The organism is Trinickia symbiotica (assembly GCF_002934455.1).
In the GTDB taxonomy this organism is placed as follows: Bacteria; Pseudomonadota; Gammaproteobacteria; order Burkholderiales; family Burkholderiaceae; genus Trinickia; species Trinickia symbiotica.
In genome coordinates, this window is sequence record NZ_PTIR01000009.1 from 90,664 (window position 1) to 115,402 (window position 24,739).

The following is a 24,739-nucleotide window of genomic DNA, read 5'->3' on the forward strand; positions in this document are numbered from 1 at the left end:
GACATGGCAGACATACAAAACGCAATCCCCGAGGCCATTGCGCCGGCGAGCGGCCGCGCGCTGGCCGTTCGCGAGTTCTGGGCGCAGTTCTCGCGCAATCGCGGCGCCGTCGCGGCCGGCATCATCGTGCTCGCGCTCATTATCGTGGCGATCGCGGCACCCGTCGTCGCGCCGCACAGCCCCATCGAGCAATACCGCGACTTCGTCAAGATTCCGCCCGTCTGGGAGAGCGGCGGCAATTGGCGCTTCGTGCTCGGCACCGACGAGGCGGGCCGCGACATGCTTTCGCGTCTCATCTACGGCGCGCGCATGTCGTTCTGGATCGGCTGCGTGTCAGTCGTCCTCGCGCTGATTCCCGGCATCGTGCTCGGGCTCGTCGCCGCGTTCTTCGAGAAGTGGGCCGATACGCCGATCATGCGTCTGATGGACGTGCTGCTCGCGTTGCCTTCGCTGTTGCTCGCGGTCGCCGTTGTCGCGATCATCGGCCCGGGCCTGCTCAATACGATGCTCGCGATCGCGATTGTCGCGCTGCCCGGGTACGTGCGGCTCACGCGCGCCTCGGCCCAGGGCGAATTGCACAAGGAGTACGTGACGGCCTCGCGCGTGGCCGGCGCCAGCACGCCGAGGCTCATGTTCTCGCAGGTGCTGCCCAACTGCGCCGCCCCGCTGATCGTGCAGGCGACGCTCGGCTTTTCGTCGGCCATTCTCGATGCGGCCGCGCTCGGATTTCTCGGGCTCGGCGTGCAGCCGCCGACGGCCGAATGGGGCGCGATGCTCGCCTCGGCGCGCGATTACATCGACAACGCCTGGTGGATCGTCACTTTTCCGGGACTCGCCATCGTGATCTCGGTGTTGGCCATCAACCTGCTCGGCGACGGCTTGCGCGACGCGCTCGATCCTAAACTCAAGCGGATAGGGTAAAGACGATGAACGAGCTTCTCACCATCCGCAATTTGGCCGTCAACTTCGGCGGCGCACCGGCCGTGGACGGCGTCGACCTGACGATCGCGCCGGGCGAGGTCGTCGGCGTCGTCGGCGAATCGGGCTCGGGCAAGAGTGTGACGATGATGGCCGTGATGGGGCTCATCGACGCGCCGGGCGTCGTGACGGCCGACGAAGTCCGCTTCGACGGCGTCGATCTTTTGCAAGCGGCGCCGCGCGAGCGGCGCAAGATCGTCGGCAAGGACATCGCCATGGTGTTCCAGGACGCGCTGACGAGTCTCAATCCGAGCTACACGGTCGGCTACCAGATCAAGGAAGTGCTGAAGCTGCACGAAGGGCTGCGCGGAGCCGCGCTGGAGAGACGCGCACTGGAGCTGCTCGATCAGGTCGGCATCCCCGATGCGAAGAACCGCATTTCGGCGTTTCCTCATCAGATGTCGGGGGGCATGAACCAGCGCGTAATGATCGCGATGGCCGTGGCCTGCAATCCGAAGCTGCTGATCGCCGACGAGCCGACGACGGCGCTCGACGTGACGATCCAGGCCCAGATCATGGACCTGCTCGTACAACTGCAGAAGGAACGCGGCATGGCGCTCGTGCTGATTTCACATGATCTTGCCGTCGTCTCGCAGGTCGCTCAGCGTGTGGCCGTCATGTACGCGGGCGAGGTCATCGAGACGAACCGCGTCCCCGACATCTTCGCGAGCCCCCATCATCCTTACACCGAAGCCCTGCTCGCCGCGATTCCCGAGCATAATCTCGGCGCGAAGCGCCTTGCCGCGTTGCCGGGCATGGTTCCCGGCCGCGAAGACCGGCCGAGCGGGTGCCTGTTCGCCCCTCGCTGCAAGTACGTCGTCGACGATTGCTGGAAGGGGCGGCCGGCCTTGGCGCCGCTCGATCCGCGCAACGAAGGGATGCGCGCGCGCTGCATCAAGCCGCTCAATCTCGATGGCTTACAGTCTGGCATGATGCCGCAAGGGACGACCACGCAAACGCAGGGAGGCGCACGATGAACGCAGTACACGATGCACCGCGCGCGCCTTCGCACGATGGCGAGGTGCTCGTCGCCCAGCGCCTCGCGAAACATTACCCGGTACGTCGGGGGCTCTTCGGCCACGGCACGGTGAAGGCGCTGAACGGCGTCTCGTTCTCGCTGGCGCGCGGGCGGACGCTCGCGGTCGTCGGCGAGTCGGGTTGCGGCAAATCGACGCTGGCGAGACAACTCACGATGATCGAATCGCCGACGTCGGGCGCGCTTGCGATCGAAGGCCACGACGTCGCCGGCGCCGACAAGGCGCAGATTGCTGCACTGCGGCGCCGCGTGCAGATGGTCTTTCAAAACCCGTTCGCTTCGCTCAATCCACGCAAGACGGTCGAGCAAACGCTCGGCGAGCCGCTTCTGATCAACGCGCCGATGAGCGCGGCGGAGCGCGCCGAGCGGATCGCGCAAATGATGCGCACCGTGGGGCTGCGGCCCGAGCATGCGAAGCGCTACCCGCATATGTTTTCGGGCGGGCAGCGTCAGCGCATCGCGATCGCCCGGGCGATGATCCTCGATCCGCGCATCGTCGTGGCCGACGAGCCTGTTTCCGCGCTCGACGTCTCGATCCAGGCGCAGATCCTCAACCTGTTCATGGATCTGCAGGATCAATTCAAGACGAGCTACGTGTTCATTTCCCATAACCTGTCCGTCGTCGAGCATATTGCGAACGATGTGATGGTCATGTACTTCGGGGGCGTAGCGGAGCTCGGCAACAAGCGGACGATCTTCGCGAATCCGCGCCATCCGTACACGCGCTCGCTGATGTCGGCGACGCCGGCTATCTTCGAGTCGGACCGGCGCATTCGGATCAAGCTCGAAGGCGAATTGCCGTCGCCGCTCGATCCGCCGTCGGGCTGCACGTTCCACCAGCGCTGTCCGTATGCGATCGAGCGTTGCCGGATCGAAGAGCCCGCGCTGCGCGAAGTCGACGGGCGCCTCGTGTCGTGCCATCGCGCCGAGGAGGTGGGGGACGCGGATGCCTGAAGCAGGGGCGGCGCCCGACGCGCGCCGTTCGCCGTATGGCCGGATCACGGTCTGCGCGCGGCCGGCGCGTGCGCTCGCGCTGACGCTCTTGTTGCTCGCCGCCGCCGGACTTTCTCGCGACGGCCCGATGGAGGCGGCTCATGCCGCGGCAAACCTGCTGGGCGCGGTGCGGGCTGTCGCTCAGCCCGCTCCCGCGTCACCCGCGCCGGCCCGTACGGCCGCGCCTGCCGATCCCTATACGCCGATTCCCGGCTTCCACGGACCACCGGGCTCGCCGACGACCGTGAGCGGCCCCGTGCGCGCCGAGCCGGCGCATATGCCGTTCTATGTGGCGACGAAGGGGCCCGTCACGATCTATCTGCTCGGCACGCTCCATGTTGGCGATCCTGCCGACTACCCTGTCGGCCAGCCGTTCCGGCGCCCGATTCTCGCCGCGCTGGCCGCGTCGCCCACGCTTGCGCTCGAGCTTTCGCCCGACGACTTGATCGAATCGCAGGACGATGTCGCCAAGTATGGCGTCTGCTCGTATGCATGCCTGCCGCGGCTGTTGCCGGCCTCGTTGTGGAACAAGCTCGCCACGCGGCTGCGCGACAATCCGGCCGCGCTGGACGGAATCAAGAAGACGCGGCCGTGGCTCGCCGCGCTGCTCGTCGAGACCTATGGCTCGCTGTCGGCGGGGTTGCAGACCGAGTACGGGACCGAGGCGCAATTGCAGAACGTCTATCTGCGCTCGCACGGCAAGATCGTGGGGCTGGAGACGCTTGCCGAGCAGATGCGCTCGTTCACGAACCTCACGCATGCCGAGCAGCGCGAGATGCTCGCGCAGGACCTCGCGGAGACGCCTGACGAAACGGTGGCGGACGTGAAGGAACTGCATCGCCTCTGGCGCATTGGCGAGGCCGATGCGATTGCCGCCTGGTCGACGGCGAAGACGGAGCGCTTCGCGAGTTCTCGAGCCCTGGCGCGCGCGCTCGACAATCGGATCGTCTACGACCGCAATCGGCGTTTCGTGACGCGCATGCTGGCAATCGCCGCGCCGAACAAGCCCGTTTTCGTCGCGATCGGCTCGCTGCATCTGGGCGGCCCGAAGGGTGTGCTTGCGCTGCTCCGGCAGCGGGGGTTTGTCGTCGAAGCGAATTGAGGGGCGCTGACGGCGGTGAGTCCCCGATGGCCTCCGGGAGCCGAGGCGGCCGGCGATTGCCGACCGTCGACGTGTATCGGAAACCGGCCGCTCAGCTGCGTACCTCTGACACCGCATGCACGCCGATGCCGTTCGCTTCGAGCGTCGCCCGCAGCCGCCTTGCGAATTCGAGCGCGTGCGCGCCATCGCCATGCAGGCAGAGCGTACGGACATTGAGCGGCACCCAGCGGCCATCCACGGAGCGCACGCGCTTTTCCCGCACCATCGAAAGCACGTGCTCGAGCATTTCCTCCTCGCCTTCGATCAACGCGCCGCGCTCGCTGCGCGGCACGAGCGTGCCGTCGTCACGATAGCCGCGGTCGGCGAAGCCTTCTTCGATCGCAATGAGCCCCGCCTCGCGGGCCGTATCGATGAAACGGCTGTTGGCCAGGCCGAACACCGCGAGCGACGGGTCGAAGTCGTGCACGGCCGAAATGATGGCTTCCGCGATGTCGGGATCGCTCGCCGCCTGGTTGTAAAGCGCGCCGTGCGGCTTGACGTGCGCGACGCGCCCGCCCTGGGCCTGGGCGATCGCGGAGAGCGCGCCGAGCTGGTAGAGGATGCCCGCGTAAATGTCGTCGGCGGGCAGATCCATTTTCCTTCGGCCGAAATTCTCGGGATCGTGAAAGCTCGGGTGCGCACCGATCGCGACCCCTTTCGCGAGGGCGAGCCGAACGCAGTCGCGCATCGCGTTCGCGCCGCCGGCGTGCCAGCCGCAGGCAATGTTCGCCGAGCTGACGAGATCGAGCAGCGCCTCGTCGGAACCGCCGCCTTCGCCGAGATCGGCATTCAGATCGATTTCCATGACTTCCTCTATGAACTGCGCTCAAGCGGCGCGTGCCGATCGTTGCAGCCGCTCTTCATACATGGCCATCGCCGCATCGATTTGCCGCAAATAGGCATTTTCCTCCCCGAGTGCAAAACGCGCCTCCTCAGTCGTACTAGGTACGAACCGAATCGTGCCGTTCAATCTGACTTGAGCGAGCCGCCAGAGATCGGCACGAATCACGGCGCCGATACGCGGGTAGCCGCCCGTCGTTTGCGCATCGCTCATCAGCACGATCGGCTGGCCGTTCGGCGGCACCTGGATCGTGCCCGGCAGCACCGCGTGCGAGGCCAACTCGCCGGGCGACTCGCGCACGAGTTGCGGGCCCGACAGCCTGTACCCCATACGGTTGCTTTGCGGCGTCACGCGCCATTCCTCGGACCATAGCGCTTCGTGCGCCGAGTTCGCGAAGCTATCGTATTCCGGACCGCGCAGCACGCGGATCGGAACGCCGGGCTCGGCGCCGGTCGCATGCTTGCCGCGCCGCACGCGATCGTGCCCGACCTGCGCGAAGCGGCACCATTCAGGCGCTTTGACGCCGACGGGCGGTGCGTCGATGGGCACTGCCGCGCCGCCCCCCGCGACCGTCGCGCCGACGGCGAGCCGGTCGCCTTCTCGCAGCGAGCGTCCGCCGATGCCGCCGAACTGCGCGCCAAGGTCCGTGCTGCGCGAGCCGAGCATCGGGAGCACGTCAATGCCGCCGCGGACGCAAACGTAGCCGCGCATGCCTCGCCTTGCTCCGTGCAAAACGAGCGCCTGCCCCGCGCGCACGGGCACGCTCCACCATGCGGGAACGGGCGCGTCGTCGAGCGTTGCGCCGAACTCCGCGCCCGTCACGGCAATGCGCGTCGCTTCCGTGAAGCGCAGCGCCGTCGGGCCCACTGTGACCTCGATCGCAGCCGCCGACGGGATGTTGCCGACGAGCCGGTTGCCGACTTCGAGCGCCAGCGTGTCGAGCGCGCCGGCCGCCGCGATGCCGAGGTGGCGGTAGCCGTGCCGGCCGAGATCCTGCACCGACGAAATTGCGCCGGCGCGCAGCACTTCGATCATCGCGCGGACCCCGCTAACGTGAACCGTACGCGGTCGCCCGGCTGCAGCAGCGTCGGCGGCGTGCGGGCCGGATCGAAAAGCGCGACCTCGGTGCGCCCGATCAACTGCCAGCCGCCCGGGGACGAAGCCGGATAGATGCCCGTCTGCGCGCCCCCGATGCCGACGGACCCCGCCGGCACCTCGATGCGCGGTGCCGCGCGGCGCGGCGTGTGAAGCGCCGCGTCGAGGCCGCCGAGATAGGCGAATCCAGGCTGGAAGCCGAGAAAGAAAACGACGTATTCGCCTTGCGTGTGCCGCTTGATCACCTCCTCGGCGTCGAGGCCGGTGTGGGCGGCCACATCGGCGAGATCGGGGCCGAACTCGCCGCCGTATTGCACGGGTATCTCGATTTCGCGCGCGGGCGGCCGCGCCTGCGCGGGGCGCTCCCACGCCTCGGCGAGCATCGAAGCAAGTGTCGACGCATCGGCGGCGAACGGGTCGAAAACGACGGTCAGATTGTTCATGCCGGGCACGACCTCGACGACGTTCGGCCACTGCCGCGCGGCTTCGGCGACGGCCCAGACGCGCTCCTGCCAGGCCAGTGTCGCCGGCGGCGGCGCTTCGCAGACGAGCGCGGCTTCACCGAAAGGGAAGATACGGGGCGCGGTCATGGTCGCAGTCTCGGCGATAGGGGGCATCGGCATTCAAGACGCTGCACGCGGCATCGCCTTTTGCCGGCACGATCGACATTATCGGGGAAGCGCGCGGCGTCGGCTTGGCGTCGGCTCAACAGCGGCGAATCGGCGCATTGCCTTATGCTTGGGCAATCGTTGACTAGATTGGCTTTCCTTTTTCTTTCACTTCCCATGTCGACATTCAACTGGCAGAACCCCTATCCGACCGTCCGCATGCCCGTCTTCGCGCGCAACGTCGTCGCCACCTCGCATCCGCTGGCCGCGCAGGCCGGGCTGCGCGCGATCTGGCAAGGCGGCAACGCGGTCGACGCGACCATCGCCGCGGCGGCCGTCATGACCATCGTCGAGCCGGTCTCGAATGGCCTCGGCAGCGATGCCTTCGCGCTCGTCTGGGACGGCGAGAAGCTGCACGGCCTCAATGCGTCCGGCGTCGCGCCCGCCGCGTGGAGCGTCGACTACTTCAGGAAGAAATACGGCGAAGAGCGCGGCATCGCGCGCCAGCCGAAGCGCGGCCCTGACTCGATCACGGTGCCGGGCGTCGTCGCCGGTTGGGAGGCGCTGCACGCGCGCTTCGGCAGCCTGCCGTTCGCCGACCTGATGGCGAGCGCGATCGAGATCGCCGAACGCGGCCACGCCGTCGCCCCTGTCGTCGCGCACAAGTGGGCGGCCGCCGTCCCCGAGCTGAAAGACCTGCCCGGCTATGCCGCGACGTTCATGCCGCATGGCCGCGCGCCGACGACGGGCGAGTTCGTCCGGTTTCCCGGCCATGCGCACGCGCTGAGGATCCTGGCGAAGGAGGGGCCGCGCGCCTACTACGAAGGCGAACTGGCCGAGCGTATCGCGGCCTTTATCGCGCAGTGCGGCGGCGCCATGACGAAGGAGGATCTGCGCATGTTCAAGGCCGAATGGGTCGAGCCGATCGAGAAGGATTATCGCGGCTACACCGTGCACGAGATCCCGCCGAACGGTCAGGGCATCGCCGCGCTGATCGCACTCGGCATTCTCGAGAAGTTCGGCGTCGGCGACTTGCCGCTCGACAGCGTCGCGTCGCAGCACCTGCAAATCGAAGCGATGAAGCTCGCGTTCGCCGACGTCTATCGCTATGTGGCCGATCCGCGCTCGATGGAAGTGACGCCGGCGCAAATGCTCGACGACGCCTATCTCACGGCGCGCGCCAAACTCATCGATCCGGACCGGGCGACGCAGTTCGATGTCGGCATGCCGCGCGCGGGCGGCACGATCTACCTCTCGGCCGCCGACGAGAAGGGCATGATGGTGAGCTTCATTCAGTCGAACTACATGGGGTTCGGCTCCGGGCTCGTCGTGCCGGACTACGGCATCTCGCTGCAGAACCGCGGCAGCGGGTTTTCGATGGACCCGCGCTCGCCGAACGTCGTCGCGGGCGGCAAGCGCCCGTTTCACACGATCATCCCCGCCTTTCTCACGCGGCGCGTGAACGGTCGGCGCGAAGGCGTGATGAGCTTCGGGGTGATGGGCGGCGATATGCAGCCGCAGGGCCATCTGCAGACGGTCGTGCGCATGCTCGACTATCGCCAGCAGCCGCAGGCGGCCTGCGACGCGCCGCGCTGGAAGGTCAATCGCGATTTCTCGCTCGATGTCGAAACGGCGATCAGTCGCGAAACGGTCGCGGGACTTCAGGCGCGTGGGCATCGACTGAAGTCGGTCGACGATCCCTACATGGATTTCGGCTCGGGACAGTTCATCTGGCGTCTCGACGGCGCGAACCCCGATCACGGCTACGTCGCGGCGAGCGATAGCCGGCGCGACGGCATCGCGGCCGGGTCCTGAGTCCGCGGGCGTCCGGTTGCTTCGACGGGCGTTATAGGTCAGCGTGCGGATCGAATCCGCACACGCCGTTCGGTGACGACCGCGTCGAGCGGCACGTCGTGCGGCTCGCGCGGCAGCGCCGTCACACGACATGCTTCGAACGCGACGCCGGCCGTCACCGGTTTCGTGGTGCCGGGCCACGCGGCCAGCGTGCGATCGTAGTAGCCGCCGCCGTAGCCGAGGCGGTAGCAATCTTCGTCGAAGCCGACGCAAGGCACGAAGAGCAGATCGGGCAGCACGGCGGGCGTATCCTGCGGCTCGGCAATCCGGTGCTCGCCGACGCGCATCGGCGTCGTGGGCTTCCATGCGTGAAACGCGAGCGCCTGCCCTCTCACGGCGATGACGGGCAACGCGGCCTGCCTGCGGACATCGCCCGCGAGCCATTCGGCGAGCGCGCCGCGCGCATCGAATTCGCCGGCGAGCGGCCAATAGAAGCCGACCGTACGCGGCTCGTAGCGAGCCAGCACATCGAGCATCGCGGCCTTCAAGGCGATCTCGGCGCCGTTCTCGGCGGCCGCCGCGAGCCGCGCTTCGCGCAAGGCTTTTCGCCATTCGGCTTTCGATTTTTCGGCAGGGTTGCGTGCTATGCTTTCGCTCAATTTTTGCTCCACGATCCAAGATGTCGAATCGCCTTTTTCGAGTATATCGCGCGGCTTGCTCCGCTCTCGCCGCGGCGGCACTCGTTGCGTGCGCCACGGCGTCCGCCGGGCGTCACAGCACTTCTCCCTCGGCGCTGACAGACGATCAGATCTTCGTTCAGCTTCGCGAAGCGGCGCGCAACAACGATGCGGCGCGCGCGGCGCAGCTCGCGAGCATGATCCCCGACTATCCGGCACCGTCGTACGTCGAATATTTCCAGATCAAGCCGCAGCTCTTCGACAGCTCCGGCCATGCACGGCTCGACGCGCCCGATGCGCCCGTGCTTTCGTTCCTGCAGCGTCACGACGGCGAGGCCATCGCCGATCGTCTACGCAACGACTACCTCGTCGTGCTCGGGGGGCGTCACGACTGGAAGAACTTCGATGCGCAATACGCGCGTTTCGTCCTCAACGACGACACGCAGGTGAAATGCTACGCGCTCGAATCGCGCGCCGCGCGCGGCGAGAGCGTGGCCGAGGCGGCGCGCGCATTGCTCGTCGAGCCGCGCTGGTATGGCGACGGCTGCGTCGATCTCGTCACGGCGCTGGCCATCAATGGGCAATTCACGTCCGACGACGTCTGGCAGCAGATTCGCCTTTCTTACGAGCAAGGCGCGACCACGACGGGCGGCCGGCTCTTCGACGCGCTCGGCACGGCGCGGCCCGATCCGACGCTGATCGATCAGGCGACGAGCGCGCCGCCCCTCGTGCTCGCGCGCGGGGTGGGCATCGATGCCGCTTCGCACCAGCTCGCGTTGCTCGCGATCACGGAGATGGCGCACAACGACGCCGCCACCGCCGCGGCCGCGTTCGCGACGATCGCGCCGTCGCTGTCGCTCGCCGAGCGCGCGATCGGCTGGGGCACGATCGGCTATCAGGCCGCCGTGCATCAGGTGCCGGGCGCCGTCGACTGGTACCGCCTGTCGGCCAACGCGCCGCTCTCGTATCCGGCTTACGAGTGGCGCACGCGCAGCGCGCTTTTGGCCGGCGATTGGACGATGGTGCGCTGGTCGATCGAGCAGATGCCCGAGGCACTGCGTGCCCGGCCGGCCTGGATCTATTGGCACGCGCGCGCGCTGAAGCAGGCCGGCGACACCGCGACGGCCAACGCTGAGTTCGAGCGCATCGCCTCGCGCTTCGACTTCTACGGTCAACTGGCGGCCGAAGAGCTGGGCCGCAAGATCACGCTGCCGCCGAAGACAGTCGTGACCGACGCGGAAGTCGACGCCGCGAGCAAGACGCCGGGCTTCGAACTCGCGCGGCGCTTTTATGCGCTCAATTTGCGGCTGGAAGGCAATCGCGAATGGAACTGGCCGCTGCGCGGCATGACGGATAGACAACTGCTCGCCGTCGCCGAATACGCGCGCCGCATCGAGCTCTACGATCGCACCGTCAACACGGCCGATCGCACGCAGGCCGAGCATGATTTCTCGTTGCGCTATCTGTCGCCGTTCCGCGATATCGTCGAGCGCGACGCGCAGACGAACGGGCTCGACGTCGAATGGGCCTACGGTCTCATCCGTCAGGAGTCGCGCTTCATCATCGATGCGCGCTCCGGCGTCGGCGCGGGCGGCTTGATGCAGCTGATGCCGGCCACGGCGCGCATGGTTGCCAAGAAGATCGGGCTCGGGCCCGTCACGGCCGAGCAGCTGAGCGACATCAACACGAACATCCTGCTCGGCACGAGTTATTTGTCGATGATCTACAATCAGTTCGACGGCCAGCCCGTGCTCGCCACGGCCGGCTATAACGCCGGGCCGGGCCGTCCGCGCCAGTGGCGGGCAGCGTTGACGCGTCCCGTCGACGGTGCCATTTTCGCGGAGACGATTCCGTTCAACGAAACGCGCGACTACGTCAAGAACGTGATGTCCAACACCGTCTATTATGCGGCGCTGTTCGAAGGCCGTCCTCAATCGCTGAAGGCGCGGCTCGGCGTCATTCTGCCCGAGCAGTGATGCTTTGATGCGCTCGCTCCGGGCCCGCGCCCAGGGTGATCGGCGATGCATGGCGCATTCGGGCGCGACGGCTTGGCGGCGCTGCGTCAGGAGGCGAAGATGCGACATGAATCGATTGCTTTGATCGGCGGCTCCGGCTTCATCGGCAGTCATCTCGCCAACGCGCTCGTCGCGGCCGGCAAGCGGGTGCGCATCGCGACACGCCGCCGCGACAACGCGCGGCACCTGACGCTGCTGCCGCTCGACGTCATCGAGGTCGACGTGTTCGATCCCGTCGATCTTGCCCGGTTCGTGGAGGGAACGGATGCCGTCGTCAATCTCGTCGGCACCTTGCAAGGCGGACGATGCGATCCGTACGGCCCCGAGTTCGCGAGGCTCCATGTCGAGTTGCCGACGAAAATCGTCGCGGCCTGCGAGGGCAAGAGCGTGCATCGGCTCGTCCACTTGAGCGCGCTCGGTGCGGACCCTCAAGGGCCGAGCATGTATCTACGCTCGAAGGGCGATGGCGAGAAGGCCGTGCGCGGCGCGATGCGGATTGCTTCGACGATCTTTCGGCCGTCGGTCGTCTTCGGGCCCGAGGATCGCTTTCTCAATACATTCGCGCTGCTGCAGCGGTTTTTTCCAGTGATACCGCTCGCGAAGCCCGACGCGAAATTTCAACCCGTGTTCGTCGGCGATGTGGCGAGGGCCATCGTCAATACGCTCGATCTCGACGCGGCCACGGGCCGGATGTATGAGCTCGGCGGGCCTTCCGTTTATTCGCTCGAGGCAATCGTGCGTTTTTGCGGCGAGGCGACGGGGCGGCACGCGCGCGTGGTGCGGCTGCCCGAGGCGTTTGCCTATATGCAGGCGATGACGTTCGAGCTGCTACCGGGCGCACCGCTCATCACGCGCGATAATCTCGATTCGATGAAGATCGATTCGGTCATGCGCGGGCCGCTTGCGCCCGAGCTCGGCGTCGAGCCGGCGAGCATGGAGGCGATCGCGCCCGCCTATCTCGGCAATGCGTCGTTCGGCTCGCGTTTCAGTACTTTTCGGACGACGGCGGGCCGGTAGTATCCCATTCGGCAACATCTCCTGAACCTGTTTCTCCGTCCGTCTTCGTTAAGGTGATCGATGAAACTGATAATCGCTGACAAGAACTATTCGTCGTGGTCGATGCGGCCTTGGGTGCTCATGCGGCACGCCGGCATTGCTTTTGAGGAAGTGCTCATCGAGCTCGATCGGGCCGATTCGGCGGCGCGCATCCGCGAATATTCACCGTCGGGGAAGGTGCCGTGCCTCGTGACCGATGACGGCCAATCGATCTGGGAATCGCTCGCCATTTTCGAGACGCTCGCCGAGCGCTATCCGGACCGCTCCCTTTGGCCCGAAGATGCGGCGATGCGTGCGCACGCGCGCTCGATCGCGAGCGAGATGCATGGCGGTTTCGGCGAGCTGCGTTCGGCGATGCCGATGAACATCCGCGCGAAGGGGCCCGGTATCGGCGGTACGCCGGCGGCGCTGGCCGATGTCGCGCGGATCGACGCGATCTGGTCCGAGTGTCTGGCGCGCCATGGCGGCCCGTTCCTCTTCGGCGCCGCGTTCGGTATTGCCGACGCGATGTATGCGCCCGTCGTCATGCGCTTCAATTCGTACGCACCGAAGCTTTCCGCGGCCGCGAGTGCCTACGCCGGCCGCGTGACGGCGTTGCCGGCCGTGAACGAGTGGATCGAGGCGGCGCTCAGCGAAACGCACCGTATCGACAAATACGACAGCATCCTTGCTTGAACTTCAATGAAGATCTACGCAGTCGGCGGCGCCATCCGCGATGAATTGCTCGGCGTGCCCGTGGTGGACCGCGACTACGTCGTCGTCGGGGCGACACCCGAGCAGATGATCGCGCAAGGGTTTCGCCCCGTCGGCAAGGATTTCCCCGTTTTCCTGCACCCGCAGACGAACGAGGAATATGCGCTCGCACGCACCGAGCGCAAGACGGCGGCCGGCTATCACGGCTTCCAGTTCTACTACGCGCCCGATGTGACGCTCGAGCAGGACTTGGAGCGCCGCGATCTGACGATCAACGCGATGGCGCGTGAGCTGCGGCCCGACGGCGAGCTGTCGGGGCCCGTGATCGACCCCTTCGGCGGGCAGGCCGATCTCGCCGCGAAGCGGTTTCGTCATGTGGGGCGCGCGTTCGTCGAGGATCCCGTGCGCATCCTGCGGCTTGCGCGTTTCGCGGCACGCTTTCATGACTTTCACGTCGCAGCCGAAACGCTCGCTTTGATGAAGACGATGGTCTCGGCCGGCGAGGTCGATGCGCTCGTGCCCGAGCGCGTGTGGCAGGAGATCTCGCGCGGGCTGATGGAAAAAAAGCCGTCGCGCATGTTCGAGACGTTGCGCGAGTGCGACGCGCTCAACCGCGTGCTGCCCGAAGTGGACGCGTTGTACGGCGTGCCGCAGCGCGCCGACTACCACCCCGAAGTCGATACGGGCGTGCACGTGATGATGGTCGTCGACCATGCGGCCGCGCGCGGCTATGCCTTGCCCGTGCGTTTCGCGGCGCTCACGCACGATCTGGGCAAGGCGACGACGCCCGAGGACGTATTGCCTCGCCATATCGGCCACGAAATGCGCAGCGTCGATCTGTTGAAGGGGCTTTGCGAGCGTTTGCGCGTGCCCAATGAATGCCGGGATCTCGCGGTGCTCGTCGCCCGCGAGCACGGCAACATTCATCGCGTGATGGAGATGGGCGCGGCTGCGCTCGTGCGGCTCTTCGAACGTTCCGACGCACTGCGCAAGCCCGCGCGGTTCGCCGAGGCGCTGCAGGCATGCGAGGCCGATGCGCGCGGGCGGCTCGGCTTCGAGACGCGCGAGTATCCGCAGGCGGAGCGGCTAAGGGTAGCCCTCGTGGCCGCGCGCGGCGTCGATGCGGGAGCCGTTGCGCAGCAGTACGCCGACAAGCCTTCGAAGATCAAGGAGGCGGTGCACCGCGCTCGCGTGGAGGCGGTGGAGGCGGCGCTCCGTTAGAGCGTGTGCGATCGATCGCCGCGCGCGAACGCGTCGAGCGTACCGTCGAGACCGCGCGAGAAGGCGATCACCTTGAAGAGCTCCCCCATCTCCGCTTCCGACAGCAGCTTCTGGACGGCGTTGGCGGCCGGGAGAAAGCGTGCCGGATCGGCCGGATCGAGCTCGCCTAGCGCTTCGGTAATCCCGGCATTCATCAGAAACCGCGCTTGCGACGTGTATCCGAGCAGATCCGCCCCTGTTTCCACGCCGGCCTCGGCGATGCCCGTGAACTCCACGTGCGCCGTGATGTCCTGAAGGCCCGGATAGACGAAGGGATCGCCGTGGGCCCGATGCCGGTAGTGGCACATCAGCGTGCCTTCCGTGCGCTGGACGTGGTAGTACTCGCGGCGCGGAAAGCCGTAATCGACGAAGAACGCCGCGCCGCGTTTCAGCATCGCGCATACCGTTCGCGTGAAGCCGGTAGCGGCGGCGTGCGTTTCGGTCACGTAGTCAGTCCCGACGTCGGTTTCCGCATCGATTTCGGCCAGCAGCGCCGCGTCGAGCTCGCACAAATCGAGACCTGCCTCGCCTGCCCGCCGATCTTCAAAGGCGAAGCCGCCGTCGCCGCTCTTCGCCACGCCGCGTTCGTGCCAGATTCCCCCCGCGCGCGCGAAAAGCTTGACCGGCATAGCGTCGAGCACTTCATTGCCGAGCACGACGCCTTCGAACCGGTCCGGCAGCGCATCGAGCCAGCGCACGCGCGAGGCGAGCGGGCCCGCGAGCTTCGAGATCGTTTCGCGTTGCCGTTCGCGCAATTCGCCCGAAAGCTCGACGATCGAGTAGCTGTCGAATTCCGCGCCGAGCGCGCCAAGCGCATTGAGAAGCCCTGCCGCGAGCCTTCCCGTGCCGGCGCCGAACTCCATCAGGTGGCGCGTGCCGCTTGCTTCGAGCGCTTGCGCAAGCGGCCGGGCGAGCGTGGCCGCAAAAAGCGGCGAAAGCTCCGGCGCGGTGATGAAGTCGCTGCCGTCGCCGCTGCCGCGGCCGAACTTGCGCGCGCCGCCGCTGTAGTAGCCGAGGCGCGGAGCGTACAGCACGCGTTCCATGTAACGGTCGAAGGGGAGCCAGCCGCCCGCGGCGGCAATCTCTTCGCGAATCAGGCCGACAAGCGCCGCCGAGGCCGCGAGCGCGTTAGCGTCGGGAACAGGTAAACTATCGGGTTCGTGAGTATTGTGAATCATGTGGCCATTGTAAATGAGCGCGTTTCCCGAATCCGGTACCGGCACTGACGCCGCCTCCTCACAGGCCGCTGCGACGGGCCGCGTCGTCCTCGTGACCGGTGGCGCCCGGCGGATCGGCCGTGCGCTCTCGCTCGGGTTCGCGGCGGCGGGCTGGGACGTGGCCGTTCATTACGGTGGCGCGCGCGCCGAGGCCGAAGCGACCGTCGCCGAGATTCGGGCGCTCGGCCGCCGTGCCTGCGCGCTTCATGCCGATTTTGCCGTCGAGGCGGCCGTCGCCGAGCTCGTGCCGGCATGCACGGCGGCGCTCGGGCGGCCCGTTTGCGTCGTCAACAACGCCTCGATTTTCGAGGAAGACACCGCGCAAAACGTCGGCTACGAGATGCTGCTGCGGCTGATGGCCGTCAACGTCGGCGCGCCGCTCGTGCTCGCGCGCAAGCTGTATGACGCAACCCCCGAGGCGGCGCGCGAGGATGAGACGTTGCGCTCGGTCGTCATCAACGTGCTCGATCAGAAGCTCTATAACTTGAACCCGGACTATCTGTCGTACACGCTGACGAAAGCGGCGCTGCAGACCGCGACCGTGACGCTTGCGCAGGCCTTGGCACCGAAAGTGCGCATCGTCGGGTTGGCGCCCGGGCTGACGCTGCAATCCGGTGACCAGACGCCTGAGAGCTTCGCCGCCGCGCACCGTGTAACGCCGCTCGGCCGCGCGACGAAGCTCGAGGATATCGTTGCCGCGGCGCGCTATCTCGCCGAGGCGCGCGGCATGACCGGGGCGACGTTGCTGGTGGATGGCGGTCAGCACCTCGTGCCGCTGCCGCGCGATGTGATGTTTCTGGCGCAGTAAGTCGCGCACGAGCCGCTTTGCGCCGTCGCTCTAGCGAGGCGCGAACATTTTGGATGGAACGAACATGGTTGCCGCTCTTTTGGACCCCCGGCTCGCCGATTGCCGCAGGCTGTTTCTGCGCAACTACGAGGTTTACATCAACATCGGCGTGCACGAGTTCGAGAAGCGCGGCGAGCAGCGCGTCGTCATCAACGTGGAGCTGTTCGTGCCGTTGAAGGAGACGACGCCCGTCGAAGACAAGTTGCACGAGGTCGTCGACTACGATTTCATGCGCGCGACGATCGCGCACCGCGTCGGCAAGGGACACATCCACCTGCAGGAGACGCTTTGCGACGACGTCGCCGAGGCCATGCTCGCGCATCCGCAAGTGCGCGCGGTTTGCATATCGACGGAAAAGCCCGACGTCTATCCGGATTGCGACGCCGTGGGCGTCGAAATCTTTCGCTTCAAAGAGGACCAGGCATGAACGCGCCCGAGACGGTATCCATCGCACGAGAGACGACGGAAGAACGCGCCGCGCGTGGCGAGCACGGGGCCGCCGAGGTCAGCGGCGACGCGCGCGGCACGAGCCGCCCGATCACGCGCCGCGAGCAGAAGGAAGCCTACGAGAACAACAAGCTCTTCAAGCGGCTTGCGCGCCAGGTCGGCCAGGCGATCGGCGATTACAACATGATCGAGCAGGGCGACAAGGTGATGGTCTGCATGTCGGGCGGCAAGGATAGCTACGCGCTGCTCGATATCCTGCTGCGTCTGCGAGACCGCGCGCCGATCGACTTCGAGATCGTCGCGGTCAACCTCGACCAGAAGCAGCCCGGATTTCCCGAGCATGTGCTGCCCGAGTATCTGTCGAGCCGCAACGTGCCCTTCCACATCGAAAATCAGGACACCTACAGTATCGTCAAGCGCCTCGTGCCAGAGGGCAAGACGACGTGCTCCCTGTGCTCGCGGCTGCGGCGCGGCATTCTCTATCGCGTGGCCGGCGAGCTGGGGGCGACGAAGATCGCGCTCGGGCACCACCGCGACGACATCTTGCAGACCGTCTTGCTGAACTTGTTTTATGGCGGCAAGTTGAAGGGCATGCCGCCCAAGCTGCAGTCGGACGATGGCAAGAACATCGTCATCCGGCCGCTCGCTTATGTGAAGGAAGCCGATCTCGAGAAATATGCCGAACTGCGCGATTTCCCGATCATTCCTTGCAACCTCTGCGGCTCTCAGCCGAACTTGAAGCGGGCCGAGATGAAGGCGCTGATCCGCGAATGGGAGAAGCGTTTTCCGGGGCGCGTCGACAATATGTTCAACGCGCTGGCGAATGTTGTCCCTTCGCATCTGATGGATGCGAATCTTTTTCCGTTTTCGGGCTTGCGGGCGACGGGCACCGCCGATCCGCTCGGCGATATCGCGTTCGACGACGACCCTTGCTCGACGAGCGCCGGTAGTGCGGACTCGGGAGCGAGTGGCGGCGACGAGCCGGGCGCGCAGCGGATTTCATTCGCCCAGTTCGACGATCTCTGAAGGCGCGGCGATTGTTCTTCTGCGCCTCGCCGCGGCGCTTCGTGCCGTGCGTCACCCAACATGAAGGCGCACGACGCGATGCTAAAATCGCTCCCTTGAATCCGACTTTATCGCCGACGCAATGAACATCGTCATTTTGGCCGCAGGTGTAGGCAAGCGCATGCGTTCGGCGTTGCCGAAAGTGCTCCATCCTTTGGCCGGCCGGCCGCTCTTGTCCCATGTGATCGATACGGCGCGAGCGCTTCATCCCTCACGCATCGTCGTGGTGGTGGGGCACGGCGCGCAAGCCGTGCAAGAGGCCGTTGCCGCGCCCGACATCCGGTTCGCGCTGCAAACCGAGCAGCTCGGTACGGGCCATGCCGTGCGGCAGGCGTTGCCGCTGCTCGATCCGGCCGAGCCGACACTCGTGCTTTATGGCGATGTGCCGCTGACGAAGGCCTCCACGTTGAAGCGCCTCGTCGATGCGGCCATCGACGGATGTTATGGAGTCCTGACGGTCACGCTCGACGATCCGCACGGTTACGGCCGGATCGTGCGCGATTCCGCCGGCTCCGTCGTGCGTATCGTCGAGCAGAAGGATGCGACGCCCGAGCAACTGCGCATCGCCGAAATCAACACCGGCATCGTCGTCGCGCCGACGGGCCAGCTCGCGATGTGGCTCGGCTCGCTGAAGAACGATAACGCGCAGGGCGAGTTCTATTTGACCGATGTGGTGGAGCGCGCGATCGAAGCGGGCTTTGAGATCGTCACGGCTCAGCCCGATCAGGAATGGGAAACGCTGGGTGTGAACAGCAAGGCGCAGCTCGCCGAGCTCGAGCGGATACACCAGCGCAATATCGCCGAATCGCTGCTGCAGGCGGGCGTGACGCTCGCCGATCCCGCGCGGCTCGACGTACGCGGGACGCTCACGTGCGGGCGCGACGTATCGATCGACATCAATTGCCTCTTCGAAGGTGCCGTGACGCTTGCCGACGACGTGACGATCGGGGCGCACTGTGTGCTACGCAACGCGACGATCGGTGCCGGGACGCGCGTCGAGCCGTTCACGCATATCGATGGCGCGACGGTCGGCGCGCAAGCCGTTCTGGGCCCGTACGCACGGCTGCGACCGGGCGCGACGCTGGCCGATGAAGTGCATGTCGGCAACTTCGTCGAGGTGAAGAACGCGATCATCGGAGCGGGCTCGAAGGCCAATCATTTGACGTACATCGGCGATGCCGACGTGGGCGCGCGCGTGAACGTCGGCGCGGGCACGATCACTTGCAACTACGACGGCGCGAACAAGCATCGCACCATCATCGAAGACGACGTCTTCGTCGGCTCTGATACGCAGCTTGTCGCGCCTGTACGCGTGGGCCGCGGCGTGACGATCGCTGCGGGCACGACCGTCTGGAAGGACGTGCCCGAGGGCACGCTCGTGCTGAACGAGAAGACGCAGAAGACGCGCGATTACACGCGTCCCGTGAAGAAAAAAGGCTGAAACGGCTGACCGTCTCGCGAGCCGGCGCGCCCACGAAGCGCGCCCGCCGAAACGGCAACAGCATCACTCGAAAAAGGAACGACCCATGTGCGGCATTGTCGGCGCGGTTGCGCAACGTAACATCGTTTCCGTCCTCATCGAAGGACTTCGCCGGCTCGAGTATCGCGGCTACGACTCGTGCGGCGTGGCCGTGCTGGCGGGCGGCGAGCCGCACCGTGCGCGCAGCGTGTCGCGAGTGGCCGATCTGGACGCCCAAGTGGGCGAGGCGCGCCTCGAGGGCGTGACGGGCATCGCGCATACGCGTTGGGCAACGCATGGAGCGCCCGTCACCGATAACGCGCATCCGATTTTCTCGCGCGATGCGGTCGCACTCGTGCACAACGGGATCATCGAGAACTTCGAGTCGCTGCGAGAGGTGTTGCGCGGCAAGGGCTACGAGTTCGTCACGCAGACCGATACCGAAGTGATCGCGCATTTGATTCACAGTCTTTACCGCGGCAGCCTGTACGACGCCGTTTGCGAGGCCGTGAAGCAATTGCACGGTGCCTATGCGATAGCCGTCGTGCACAAGAACGAGCCGAATACCGTGGTGGGTGCGCGACAAGGATCGCCGCTCGTCGTCGGGCTAGGAGCAGGCGAGAACTTCCTTGCATCGGACGCGCTTGCACTCGCGGGCAGCACCGAGCGATTCGTTTTCCTCGAAGAAGGCGATGTGACCGAACTGACGCTCGGTGGCGTGCGCATTCGCGACCGCGAAGGCCGCGACGCGGAGCGCGAGGTCCGCACCGTGCATGCGTACGGCGGGGCCGTCGAGCTTGGACCCTATCGCCACTTCATGCAGAAGGAAATCTTCGAGCAGCCGCGCGCGATTGCGGACACGGTGCCACAGACGGACACGTTCGACGCGCCGCTCTTCGGCGATGCGGCCGAAGCGGCATTTCGCGAGATCGACAGCCTCCTGATTCTCGCGTGTGGCACGAGCCATTACTCGGGGCTTACGGCGAAGTATTGGCTCGAATCGATCGCGAAGATTCCGACGCAGGTGGAAATTGCGAGCGAGTATCGTTATCGCGATTCCGTGCCGAATCCGAAGGCACTCGTCGTGGTGATTTCGCAATCGGGCGAGACCGCCGATACGTTGGCTGCGTTGAAGCATGCGCAGAAGCTCGGGCATCGTCATACGCTCTCGATTTGCAACGTTTCGACGAGCGCGATGGTGCGGCTGACCGAGATGGCGTTTCTCACGCGGGCCGGGCAGGAGATCGGCGTTGCTTCGACGAAGGCGTTCACGACGCAGCTCGTCGCGTTGTTCTCGCTCGCGGTGACGCTTGGGAAACTGCGCGGACATGTCGATGCCGCGGCCGAGGCTGACTATGTGAAGCACTTGCGGCATTTGCCGGCGGCGCTCAATAGCGTGCTCGCGCTCGAGCCGCAGATCATCGCTTGGTCGGAGGAGTTTTCGCGCAAGGAGAATGCGCTTTTCCTCGGGCGCGGCATGCACTATCCGATCGCGCTCGAAGGCGCGTTGAAGCTCAAGGAGATTTCGTATATTCACGCCGAGGCTTATCCGGCCGGTGAGCTCAAGCACGGGCCGCTCGCGCTCGTGACGGAGGCGATGCCGGTGGTGACGGTCGCGCCGAACGATGCGCTGCTCGAGAAGCTGAAGTCCAATATTCAAGAGGTGCGGGCGCGAGGCGGGCAGCTTTATGTGTTTGCCGATGCGGATACACGCATCGTCAATGGCGAGGGTATTCATGTCATTCGGATGCCCGAGCACTATGGGATGCTCTCGCCGATTCTTCACGTCGTGCCGCTGCAGTTGCTCGCTTATCACACGGCGTGTGCGCGCGGGACGGATGTCGATAAGCCGCGGAATTTGGCGAAGTCGGTGACGGTGGAGTGAGGGGGGTATTTGCGTCGCGAATGGTACTGGTCTCGAATCTGATACCACCACTCGCGCGCCCGCAGTCCGCGCACGGCCGGCTCAATGATGTCGATCTCCTCGCGGCCGGATGTGCCTAATCCGCCTCACGGGAGGTCCTATGGAACAAATGCACGAAGCGTCTTTCCCTCTTGCGAGGATATCGAGCGTTCGTGGGGTCGAAGAACTGGAAAACGGAGCCAATCTGCCGAAGTGGCTGGATTCCGACGACCTGTTTTGGATCGACATTGTCGGCGGCGAGAAACCCACGCAAGCCGATCTATTGCAGCAACTCGGGCTTGAAGACACCGATAGGGAATGGGCACAGCGCTTTGGACAAGCCGGCCGGATCACCATCAACCGCGAAAAATTGCGTGCGGTCACATGGCTTGCCAAAGAGGCGAACGGCGGCCTTACCGAAATTCACCTTCTACGCACGCGGAACTTCATCCTGACCATTTGGAACGGTGACGCCGCCACCCTAGACGGAGCGATGACAGGTTTTGCCGAGCGCGTTGGGCAGTTGAAAGGGACTCCTTATCGTGCTGCCGCGATCGTGCTGCAATTGCTACTCGGAATACTGGAACATGCAGTCAGTGAAATCGACGGTCAGCTTCAGGCAACTGACGTGCAGTTCGAGCGGAATCCGACCGCCATTGATTTCAGAAGCCTGAGCAGTCGTATCCAGCGGTTGCACACTGCTTGGGCGAGCATTGATCGTTACAGCATTGCCGTGAAATCAGCCACCGTCGGCATCGAGGCCATGCCGGGGATGGACCAAAGGGGTGCGGCGGAACTGAATGACTATGCCGAACAGGTGGAAGACGTACAGCACCGACTCCAGGAGCGGTATCGTTGGGGCGCGGAGATCATTCAGCATTTCGCGACCGCGATCGCGCAGCGTCAAAGCGAGCAAATCAGTCGCTTAACAGTCGTGTCGGTCATCTTTCTGCCGATCACCTTTCTGACGGGCTATTTCGGCATGAATTTCAACTGGATGATCGAGAGAGTCAACAATCCCGTTGCATTTGGGCTCCTCGGCGTCCTCCTGCCCATATCGTCCGTTGTCGTCACGATCGTCTGGTTCAAACGCCGGGGGCTGATGTGAAGGATTACGCGACGCGGCGCCGACACCATTCCATACAGCGTATCCCCGCTCGCGTGGAGCCGTTGCCTGCGCCCTCCGGAGCGCTGACAGCGGCGCGTTCGCGGTCCTCCAGAAAGTCGAGAAGCCGCTGCAGCCTCAGCATCTGCGCGGCCACCAAACCGTTGGCCGTCGTGAGCTGCGTCACTCTACCGCGCCAGTAGTCGATGCTGAACACCTGATGAGCTATCTCGAGCGATAGAACGCGCTCCAGGTGATGGATTTCGGAATCGATGGTGTGGTCCATGGCAATTTCTCGCAATGTCGGCCGTTTGATGCTCGGTTCGCAATCCTTCTGCACTCACTGTGCCAAAGCTGGCGAGCAGGCCCTTGTCTCTTCCGGTGCAAGCGTTTCGACGCGTGCTACTGACACCAGACCCGTAAGCAGAGGCGGGAAGTGTTGGCTCACGGCAAACACATTCATCATTGCTGCCGACGCTCGAAACCAACAGCTGCGTTCGGCACGAGTCCCCGCGCTACAAGCTATCGAATCGCGTTGCTTGGGGACATCTCTCATCAGAACGCAGACGGCTAATCACGCTCGTTTTTGTCTGGCCGTGCCATTACGGTCGGGCTAAAACGAGTTGCAATACTCCAAAAATCGCATTTGACTCCAAGCGTTCGCCGAGCAGCGTGCGCCGTACACCGCGTAAACGAGCTCCATCGCTGGAAAATTCCCACCAAAACCGAAGCAACCGGGGGCAGGCCGCCATCAGCGTATTGCGCTGATGACGACCAGTGCCGTGACGTCGTGGGTGATCTGCACGGCAGTGCAGGTGACTTGCGTTGACCGATTTTGGAGATAAAAGGAGATGAAGATGTCCAACAGTTACTTGAATAAGGTGGCAGTAACCGCGATTGCACTGTTGTCGCTAAACAACTTGGCTTTCGCTCAGGATAACGACGCATGCACGGTAGCGAGCCTGAGAGGAACGTACGGCACGAAGATCCACGCCGAATTGCTTGGAGTCCTCACCGGAACCGCGCCGAACCAGACGCTCCACCGCTTTGCAGTTGCTGGTGTTATCGACGGAATTGCGCTCCAAACCTTCGACGGAAACGGGGCAGGGACTCAGAAAGACTTCGTGATGCTCAATGGAACGCGACTGCCCGGCGCGCCAGCCGATTTCGAGACCGACGAGACGCTCTCGTACACCGTGAATTCCGACTGCACCGGCGAGCTAGTCGTCAATATCGGCAATGGCAAACGAACGATTACTACCAAGCTCATCGTCCTCGACCACGGCAATCAACTGTACAGCGTCACGAGCGCGCAGCACGTCGCCACGGGGCCGTCCGCTGCTGACGGAACGAGTTGCGCTGGAGGGTGTGACTTGGCGATCCAGACAAGCACCGTTTCTCTGCGAGTCGACGGGGAGCGAGGTCGCGAGCGATAAAGCAATCCGAGTCGCGCTGCGTTACGGCAGAGCTCCTTTGATTTCGCTGACCGGGGCGAGCGCGTCCACTATCGCAAACCGCACGCTCCCCCCGGGAAGTTTGCGCGACGCCGATGATAGAAGTTGGTGCGTGTGATCACCGGCGCCACCACCTCAATGGTGCCGGTACATCGGATTCCAACTCGAGGTGTGGGTTTGATGCCCCAACTCCGAAGCGCTTGTCGTCGTTCCACCGATCCAACTCGAGGTGTGGGTTTGATGCCCCGACTCCGATGCGCTTGTCGTCGTTCCACCCATCCCCGTTGCCATGCCGCTCGTCCCGCTGGTGCCGTTCTGCGCTGCAACGCGCGCTTCCGCCGCCTGGATATCTCGCGGATAGTGCGATCCTCTATTGCCCTCCGCCGGGTTGTAGCCGGCGCGTTCGAGCTGGATCAACTGAGCTCTCACTTGCGCGCGGGTCAGCGGCCCGTTCGATGGCTGACCGAACGAAACGGCCGGTACGGCCAGTGCGATCGCAATAGCGATGGCCTTGATCTTGCCGTCCATGATAGGTACCTCCGTATCAGTTGCGGCTGCGAAGAGAGATCTCCGCAACCGTTGATACGAGCATGGCACCGCGAGCTTAAGGGACGGTTAACGCATGGTCGCCGTTCAAGACGATCTGCGCGCGGGGGTAGCGCTGCTATTCGACCTTTTGGCGAGGCAAATGCGGTGCAGTGCATTCCTCCAACGCGGATATCGCCTTGCGCGTGACCGCCAGCGTTTCCTCACAGGCGTTACGATCGTTAGCCCGACGGCAACCGCCGGCTGCGTTCGTCTCTGCAAGCGCTGCGCGCACCTCACGCAGTGCGGCTTCGGGCGAGCCGGTGTCGGAAATGAGATCCGCCACGCTGAATATGGTGCCCGAGCTCAGCTCGACAAACTTCGGACAAGCGCCCACGGCGTAGGCGCTTCCCGCAAGCAGCGTTGCAATGACAGGAGCGGCGCACCAGCGCGAGTGATGCAGCCGGTTGAGGATGGTTCGCATATCGACTACCCGATAGACACTTGCTGTCTCGAATGGAATGAGTCGG

24 protein-coding genes are annotated in these 24,739 nt (G+C 65.1%); 16 read left to right on the forward strand and 8 right to left on the reverse strand.

Translation table 11 applies throughout. The annotated features are described in order from the left end of the window. Positions 1-3: 3 nt before the first annotated feature. The 4 genes from B0G57_RS14795 to B0G57_RS14810 are packed head-to-tail and all read left to right on the forward strand — an operon-like array spanning position 4 to position 4,109. Positions 4-921, forward strand: a complete 918-nt coding sequence (locus tag B0G57_RS14795; RefSeq protein WP_018441222.1) for an ABC transporter permease subunit — start codon at positions 4-6, stop codon at positions 919-921. Positions 922-926: 5 nt separating this feature from the next. Beyond that, the gene (locus B0G57_RS14800; RefSeq protein WP_018441221.1) at positions 927-1,955 is read left to right on the forward strand and encodes an ABC transporter ATP-binding protein; all 1,029 of its coding nucleotides are present in this window, start codon (positions 927-929) and stop codon (positions 1,953-1,955) included. After that, a complete protein-coding gene (locus B0G57_RS14805) occupies positions 1,952-2,968 on the forward strand; it encodes a peptide ABC transporter ATP-binding protein (RefSeq protein WP_018441220.1) in 1,017 nt (338 codons plus the stop codon). Before B0G57_RS14800 ends, B0G57_RS14805 begins: the two co-directional genes overlap by 4 nt. Next, complete coding sequence (locus B0G57_RS14810; RefSeq protein ID WP_018441219.1) at positions 2,961-4,109, forward strand: TraB/GumN family protein; 1,149 nt, start codon at positions 2,961-2,963, stop codon at positions 4,107-4,109. The genes B0G57_RS14805 and B0G57_RS14810 overlap by 8 nt, the downstream gene beginning before the upstream one ends. Before the next feature lie 91 nt (positions 4,110-4,200). Here the strand turns inward: B0G57_RS14810 and pxpA are convergent, their stop codons facing one another. Genes pxpA through pxpB form a run of 3 tightly spaced genes read right to left on the reverse strand, consistent with a single transcriptional unit; the run spans position 4,201 to position 6,674 of the window. Then, positions 4,201-4,953 (reverse strand): 5-oxoprolinase subunit PxpA, encoded by a 753-nt coding sequence (gene pxpA / locus B0G57_RS14815; protein WP_018441218.1) that lies wholly within the window; start codon positions 4,951-4,953, stop codon positions 4,201-4,203. Positions 4,954-4,974: 21 nt separating this feature from the next. Continuing rightward, a complete protein-coding gene (locus B0G57_RS14820; RefSeq protein WP_018441217.1) occupies positions 4,975-6,024 on the reverse strand; it encodes a 5-oxoprolinase subunit C family protein in 1,050 nt (349 codons plus the stop codon). Continuing rightward, positions 6,021-6,674 carry a 5-oxoprolinase subunit PxpB gene (pxpB, locus tag B0G57_RS14825; protein ID WP_018441216.1) on the reverse strand — a complete coding sequence of 218 codons (654 nt, stop codon included), beginning with the start codon at positions 6,672-6,674 and terminating at the stop codon, positions 6,021-6,023. Before pxpB ends, B0G57_RS14820 begins: the two co-directional genes overlap by 4 nt. 195 nt (positions 6,675-6,869) lie before the next feature. Between pxpB and B0G57_RS14830 the strand changes: the two genes are divergently transcribed. After that, positions 6,870-8,507 (forward strand): gamma-glutamyltransferase family protein, encoded by a 1,638-nt coding sequence (locus B0G57_RS14830; RefSeq protein WP_018441215.1) that lies wholly within the window; start codon positions 6,870-6,872, stop codon positions 8,505-8,507. Between the two features lie 38 nt (positions 8,508-8,545). Here the strand turns inward: B0G57_RS14830 and B0G57_RS14835 are convergent, their stop codons facing one another. Beyond that, on the reverse strand, positions 8,546-9,145 hold the full coding sequence (locus tag B0G57_RS14835; RefSeq protein ID WP_026229769.1) for a 5-formyltetrahydrofolate cyclo-ligase: 600 nt from the start codon (positions 9,143-9,145) through the stop codon (positions 8,546-8,548). A 20-nt stretch (positions 9,146-9,165) separates the two neighbouring features. On the opposite strand from B0G57_RS14835, the gene B0G57_RS14840 reads away from it, so the two are divergent. The 4 genes from B0G57_RS14840 (at position 9,166) to B0G57_RS14855 (ending at position 14,148) form a co-directional block, all read left to right on the forward strand. Then, positions 9,166-11,139 (forward strand): lytic transglycosylase domain-containing protein, encoded by a 1,974-nt coding sequence (locus B0G57_RS14840; RefSeq protein ID WP_018441213.1) that lies wholly within the window; start codon positions 9,166-9,168, stop codon positions 11,137-11,139. A 99-nt stretch (positions 11,140-11,238) separates the two neighbouring features. Next, positions 11,239-12,195, forward strand: coding sequence for a complex I NDUFA9 subunit family protein (locus B0G57_RS14845; RefSeq protein WP_026229768.1), 957 nt, complete (start codon positions 11,239-11,241; stop codon positions 12,193-12,195). 60 nt (positions 12,196-12,255) lie between these two features. Next, positions 12,256-12,909, forward strand: coding sequence for a glutathione S-transferase family protein (locus B0G57_RS14850; RefSeq protein ID WP_018441211.1), 654 nt, complete (start codon positions 12,256-12,258; stop codon positions 12,907-12,909). 6 nt (positions 12,910-12,915) lie between these two features. Then, positions 12,916-14,148 carry a multifunctional CCA addition/repair protein gene (locus B0G57_RS14855; RefSeq protein ID WP_018441210.1) on the forward strand — a complete coding sequence of 411 codons (1,233 nt, stop codon included), beginning with the start codon at positions 12,916-12,918 and terminating at the stop codon, positions 14,146-14,148. Here the strand turns inward: B0G57_RS14855 and B0G57_RS14860 are convergent. Then, positions 14,145-15,365: a class I SAM-dependent methyltransferase gene (locus tag B0G57_RS14860; RefSeq protein ID WP_018441209.1), complete on the reverse strand. Its 1,221-nt coding sequence runs from the start codon at positions 15,363-15,365 to the stop codon at positions 14,145-14,147. The genes B0G57_RS14855 and B0G57_RS14860 overlap by 4 nt on opposite strands. A gap of 13 nt (positions 15,366-15,378) precedes the next feature. On the opposite strand from B0G57_RS14860, the gene B0G57_RS14865 reads away from it, so the two are divergent. From B0G57_RS14865 to B0G57_RS14890, 6 genes are all read left to right on the forward strand, one after another. After that, positions 15,379-16,212, forward strand: a complete 834-nt coding sequence (locus B0G57_RS14865; protein WP_018441208.1) for an SDR family oxidoreductase — start codon at positions 15,379-15,381, stop codon at positions 16,210-16,212. Positions 16,213-16,276: 64 nt separating this feature from the next. Further along, positions 16,277-16,678, forward strand: a complete 402-nt coding sequence (locus B0G57_RS14870; protein WP_018441207.1) for a dihydroneopterin aldolase — start codon at positions 16,277-16,279, stop codon at positions 16,676-16,678. Beyond that, positions 16,675-17,724, forward strand: a complete 1,050-nt coding sequence (ttcA, locus tag B0G57_RS14875; RefSeq protein ID WP_018441206.1) for a tRNA 2-thiocytidine(32) synthetase TtcA — start codon at positions 16,675-16,677, stop codon at positions 17,722-17,724. The genes B0G57_RS14870 and ttcA overlap by 4 nt, the downstream gene beginning before the upstream one ends. Before the next feature lie 121 nt (positions 17,725-17,845). After that, positions 17,846-19,204 (forward strand): bifunctional UDP-N-acetylglucosamine diphosphorylase/glucosamine-1-phosphate N-acetyltransferase GlmU, encoded by a 1,359-nt coding sequence (gene glmU / locus B0G57_RS14880; RefSeq protein WP_018441205.1) that lies wholly within the window; start codon positions 17,846-17,848, stop codon positions 19,202-19,204. An 85-nt stretch (positions 19,205-19,289) separates the two neighbouring features. Continuing rightward, positions 19,290-21,107: a glutamine--fructose-6-phosphate transaminase (isomerizing) gene (gene glmS / locus B0G57_RS14885; protein ID WP_018441204.1), complete on the forward strand. Its 1,818-nt coding sequence runs from the start codon at positions 19,290-19,292 to the stop codon at positions 21,105-21,107. 139 nt (positions 21,108-21,246) lie between these two features. After that, a complete protein-coding gene (locus B0G57_RS14890) occupies positions 21,247-22,233 on the forward strand; it encodes a CorA family divalent cation transporter (RefSeq protein ID WP_158256619.1) in 987 nt (328 codons plus the stop codon). A gap of 4 nt (positions 22,234-22,237) precedes the next feature. Here the strand turns inward: B0G57_RS14890 and B0G57_RS14895 are convergent, their stop codons facing one another. Further along, a complete protein-coding gene (locus B0G57_RS14895; RefSeq protein WP_018441202.1) occupies positions 22,238-22,516 on the reverse strand; it encodes a hypothetical protein in 279 nt (92 codons plus the stop codon). A gap of 565 nt (positions 22,517-23,081) precedes the next feature. Between B0G57_RS14895 and B0G57_RS14900 the strand changes: the two genes are divergently transcribed. Continuing rightward, the gene (locus B0G57_RS14900; RefSeq protein WP_018441201.1) at positions 23,082-23,666 is read left to right on the forward strand and encodes a hypothetical protein; all 585 of its coding nucleotides are present in this window, start codon (positions 23,082-23,084) and stop codon (positions 23,664-23,666) included. A 153-nt stretch (positions 23,667-23,819) separates the two neighbouring features. Here B0G57_RS14900 and B0G57_RS14905 read toward each other — a convergent pair whose 3' ends face one another. Together B0G57_RS14905 and B0G57_RS14910 are read right to left on the reverse strand one after the other, a co-directional pair. Next, a complete protein-coding gene (locus tag B0G57_RS14905; protein WP_018441200.1) occupies positions 23,820-24,212 on the reverse strand; it encodes a DUF4148 domain-containing protein in 393 nt (130 codons plus the stop codon). A 136-nt stretch (positions 24,213-24,348) separates the two neighbouring features. Next, entirely contained in the window at positions 24,349-24,693 is a 345-nt protein-coding gene (locus B0G57_RS14910; RefSeq protein WP_018441199.1) for a hypothetical protein, read from the reverse strand. Positions 24,694-24,739: the final 46 nt, after the last annotated feature.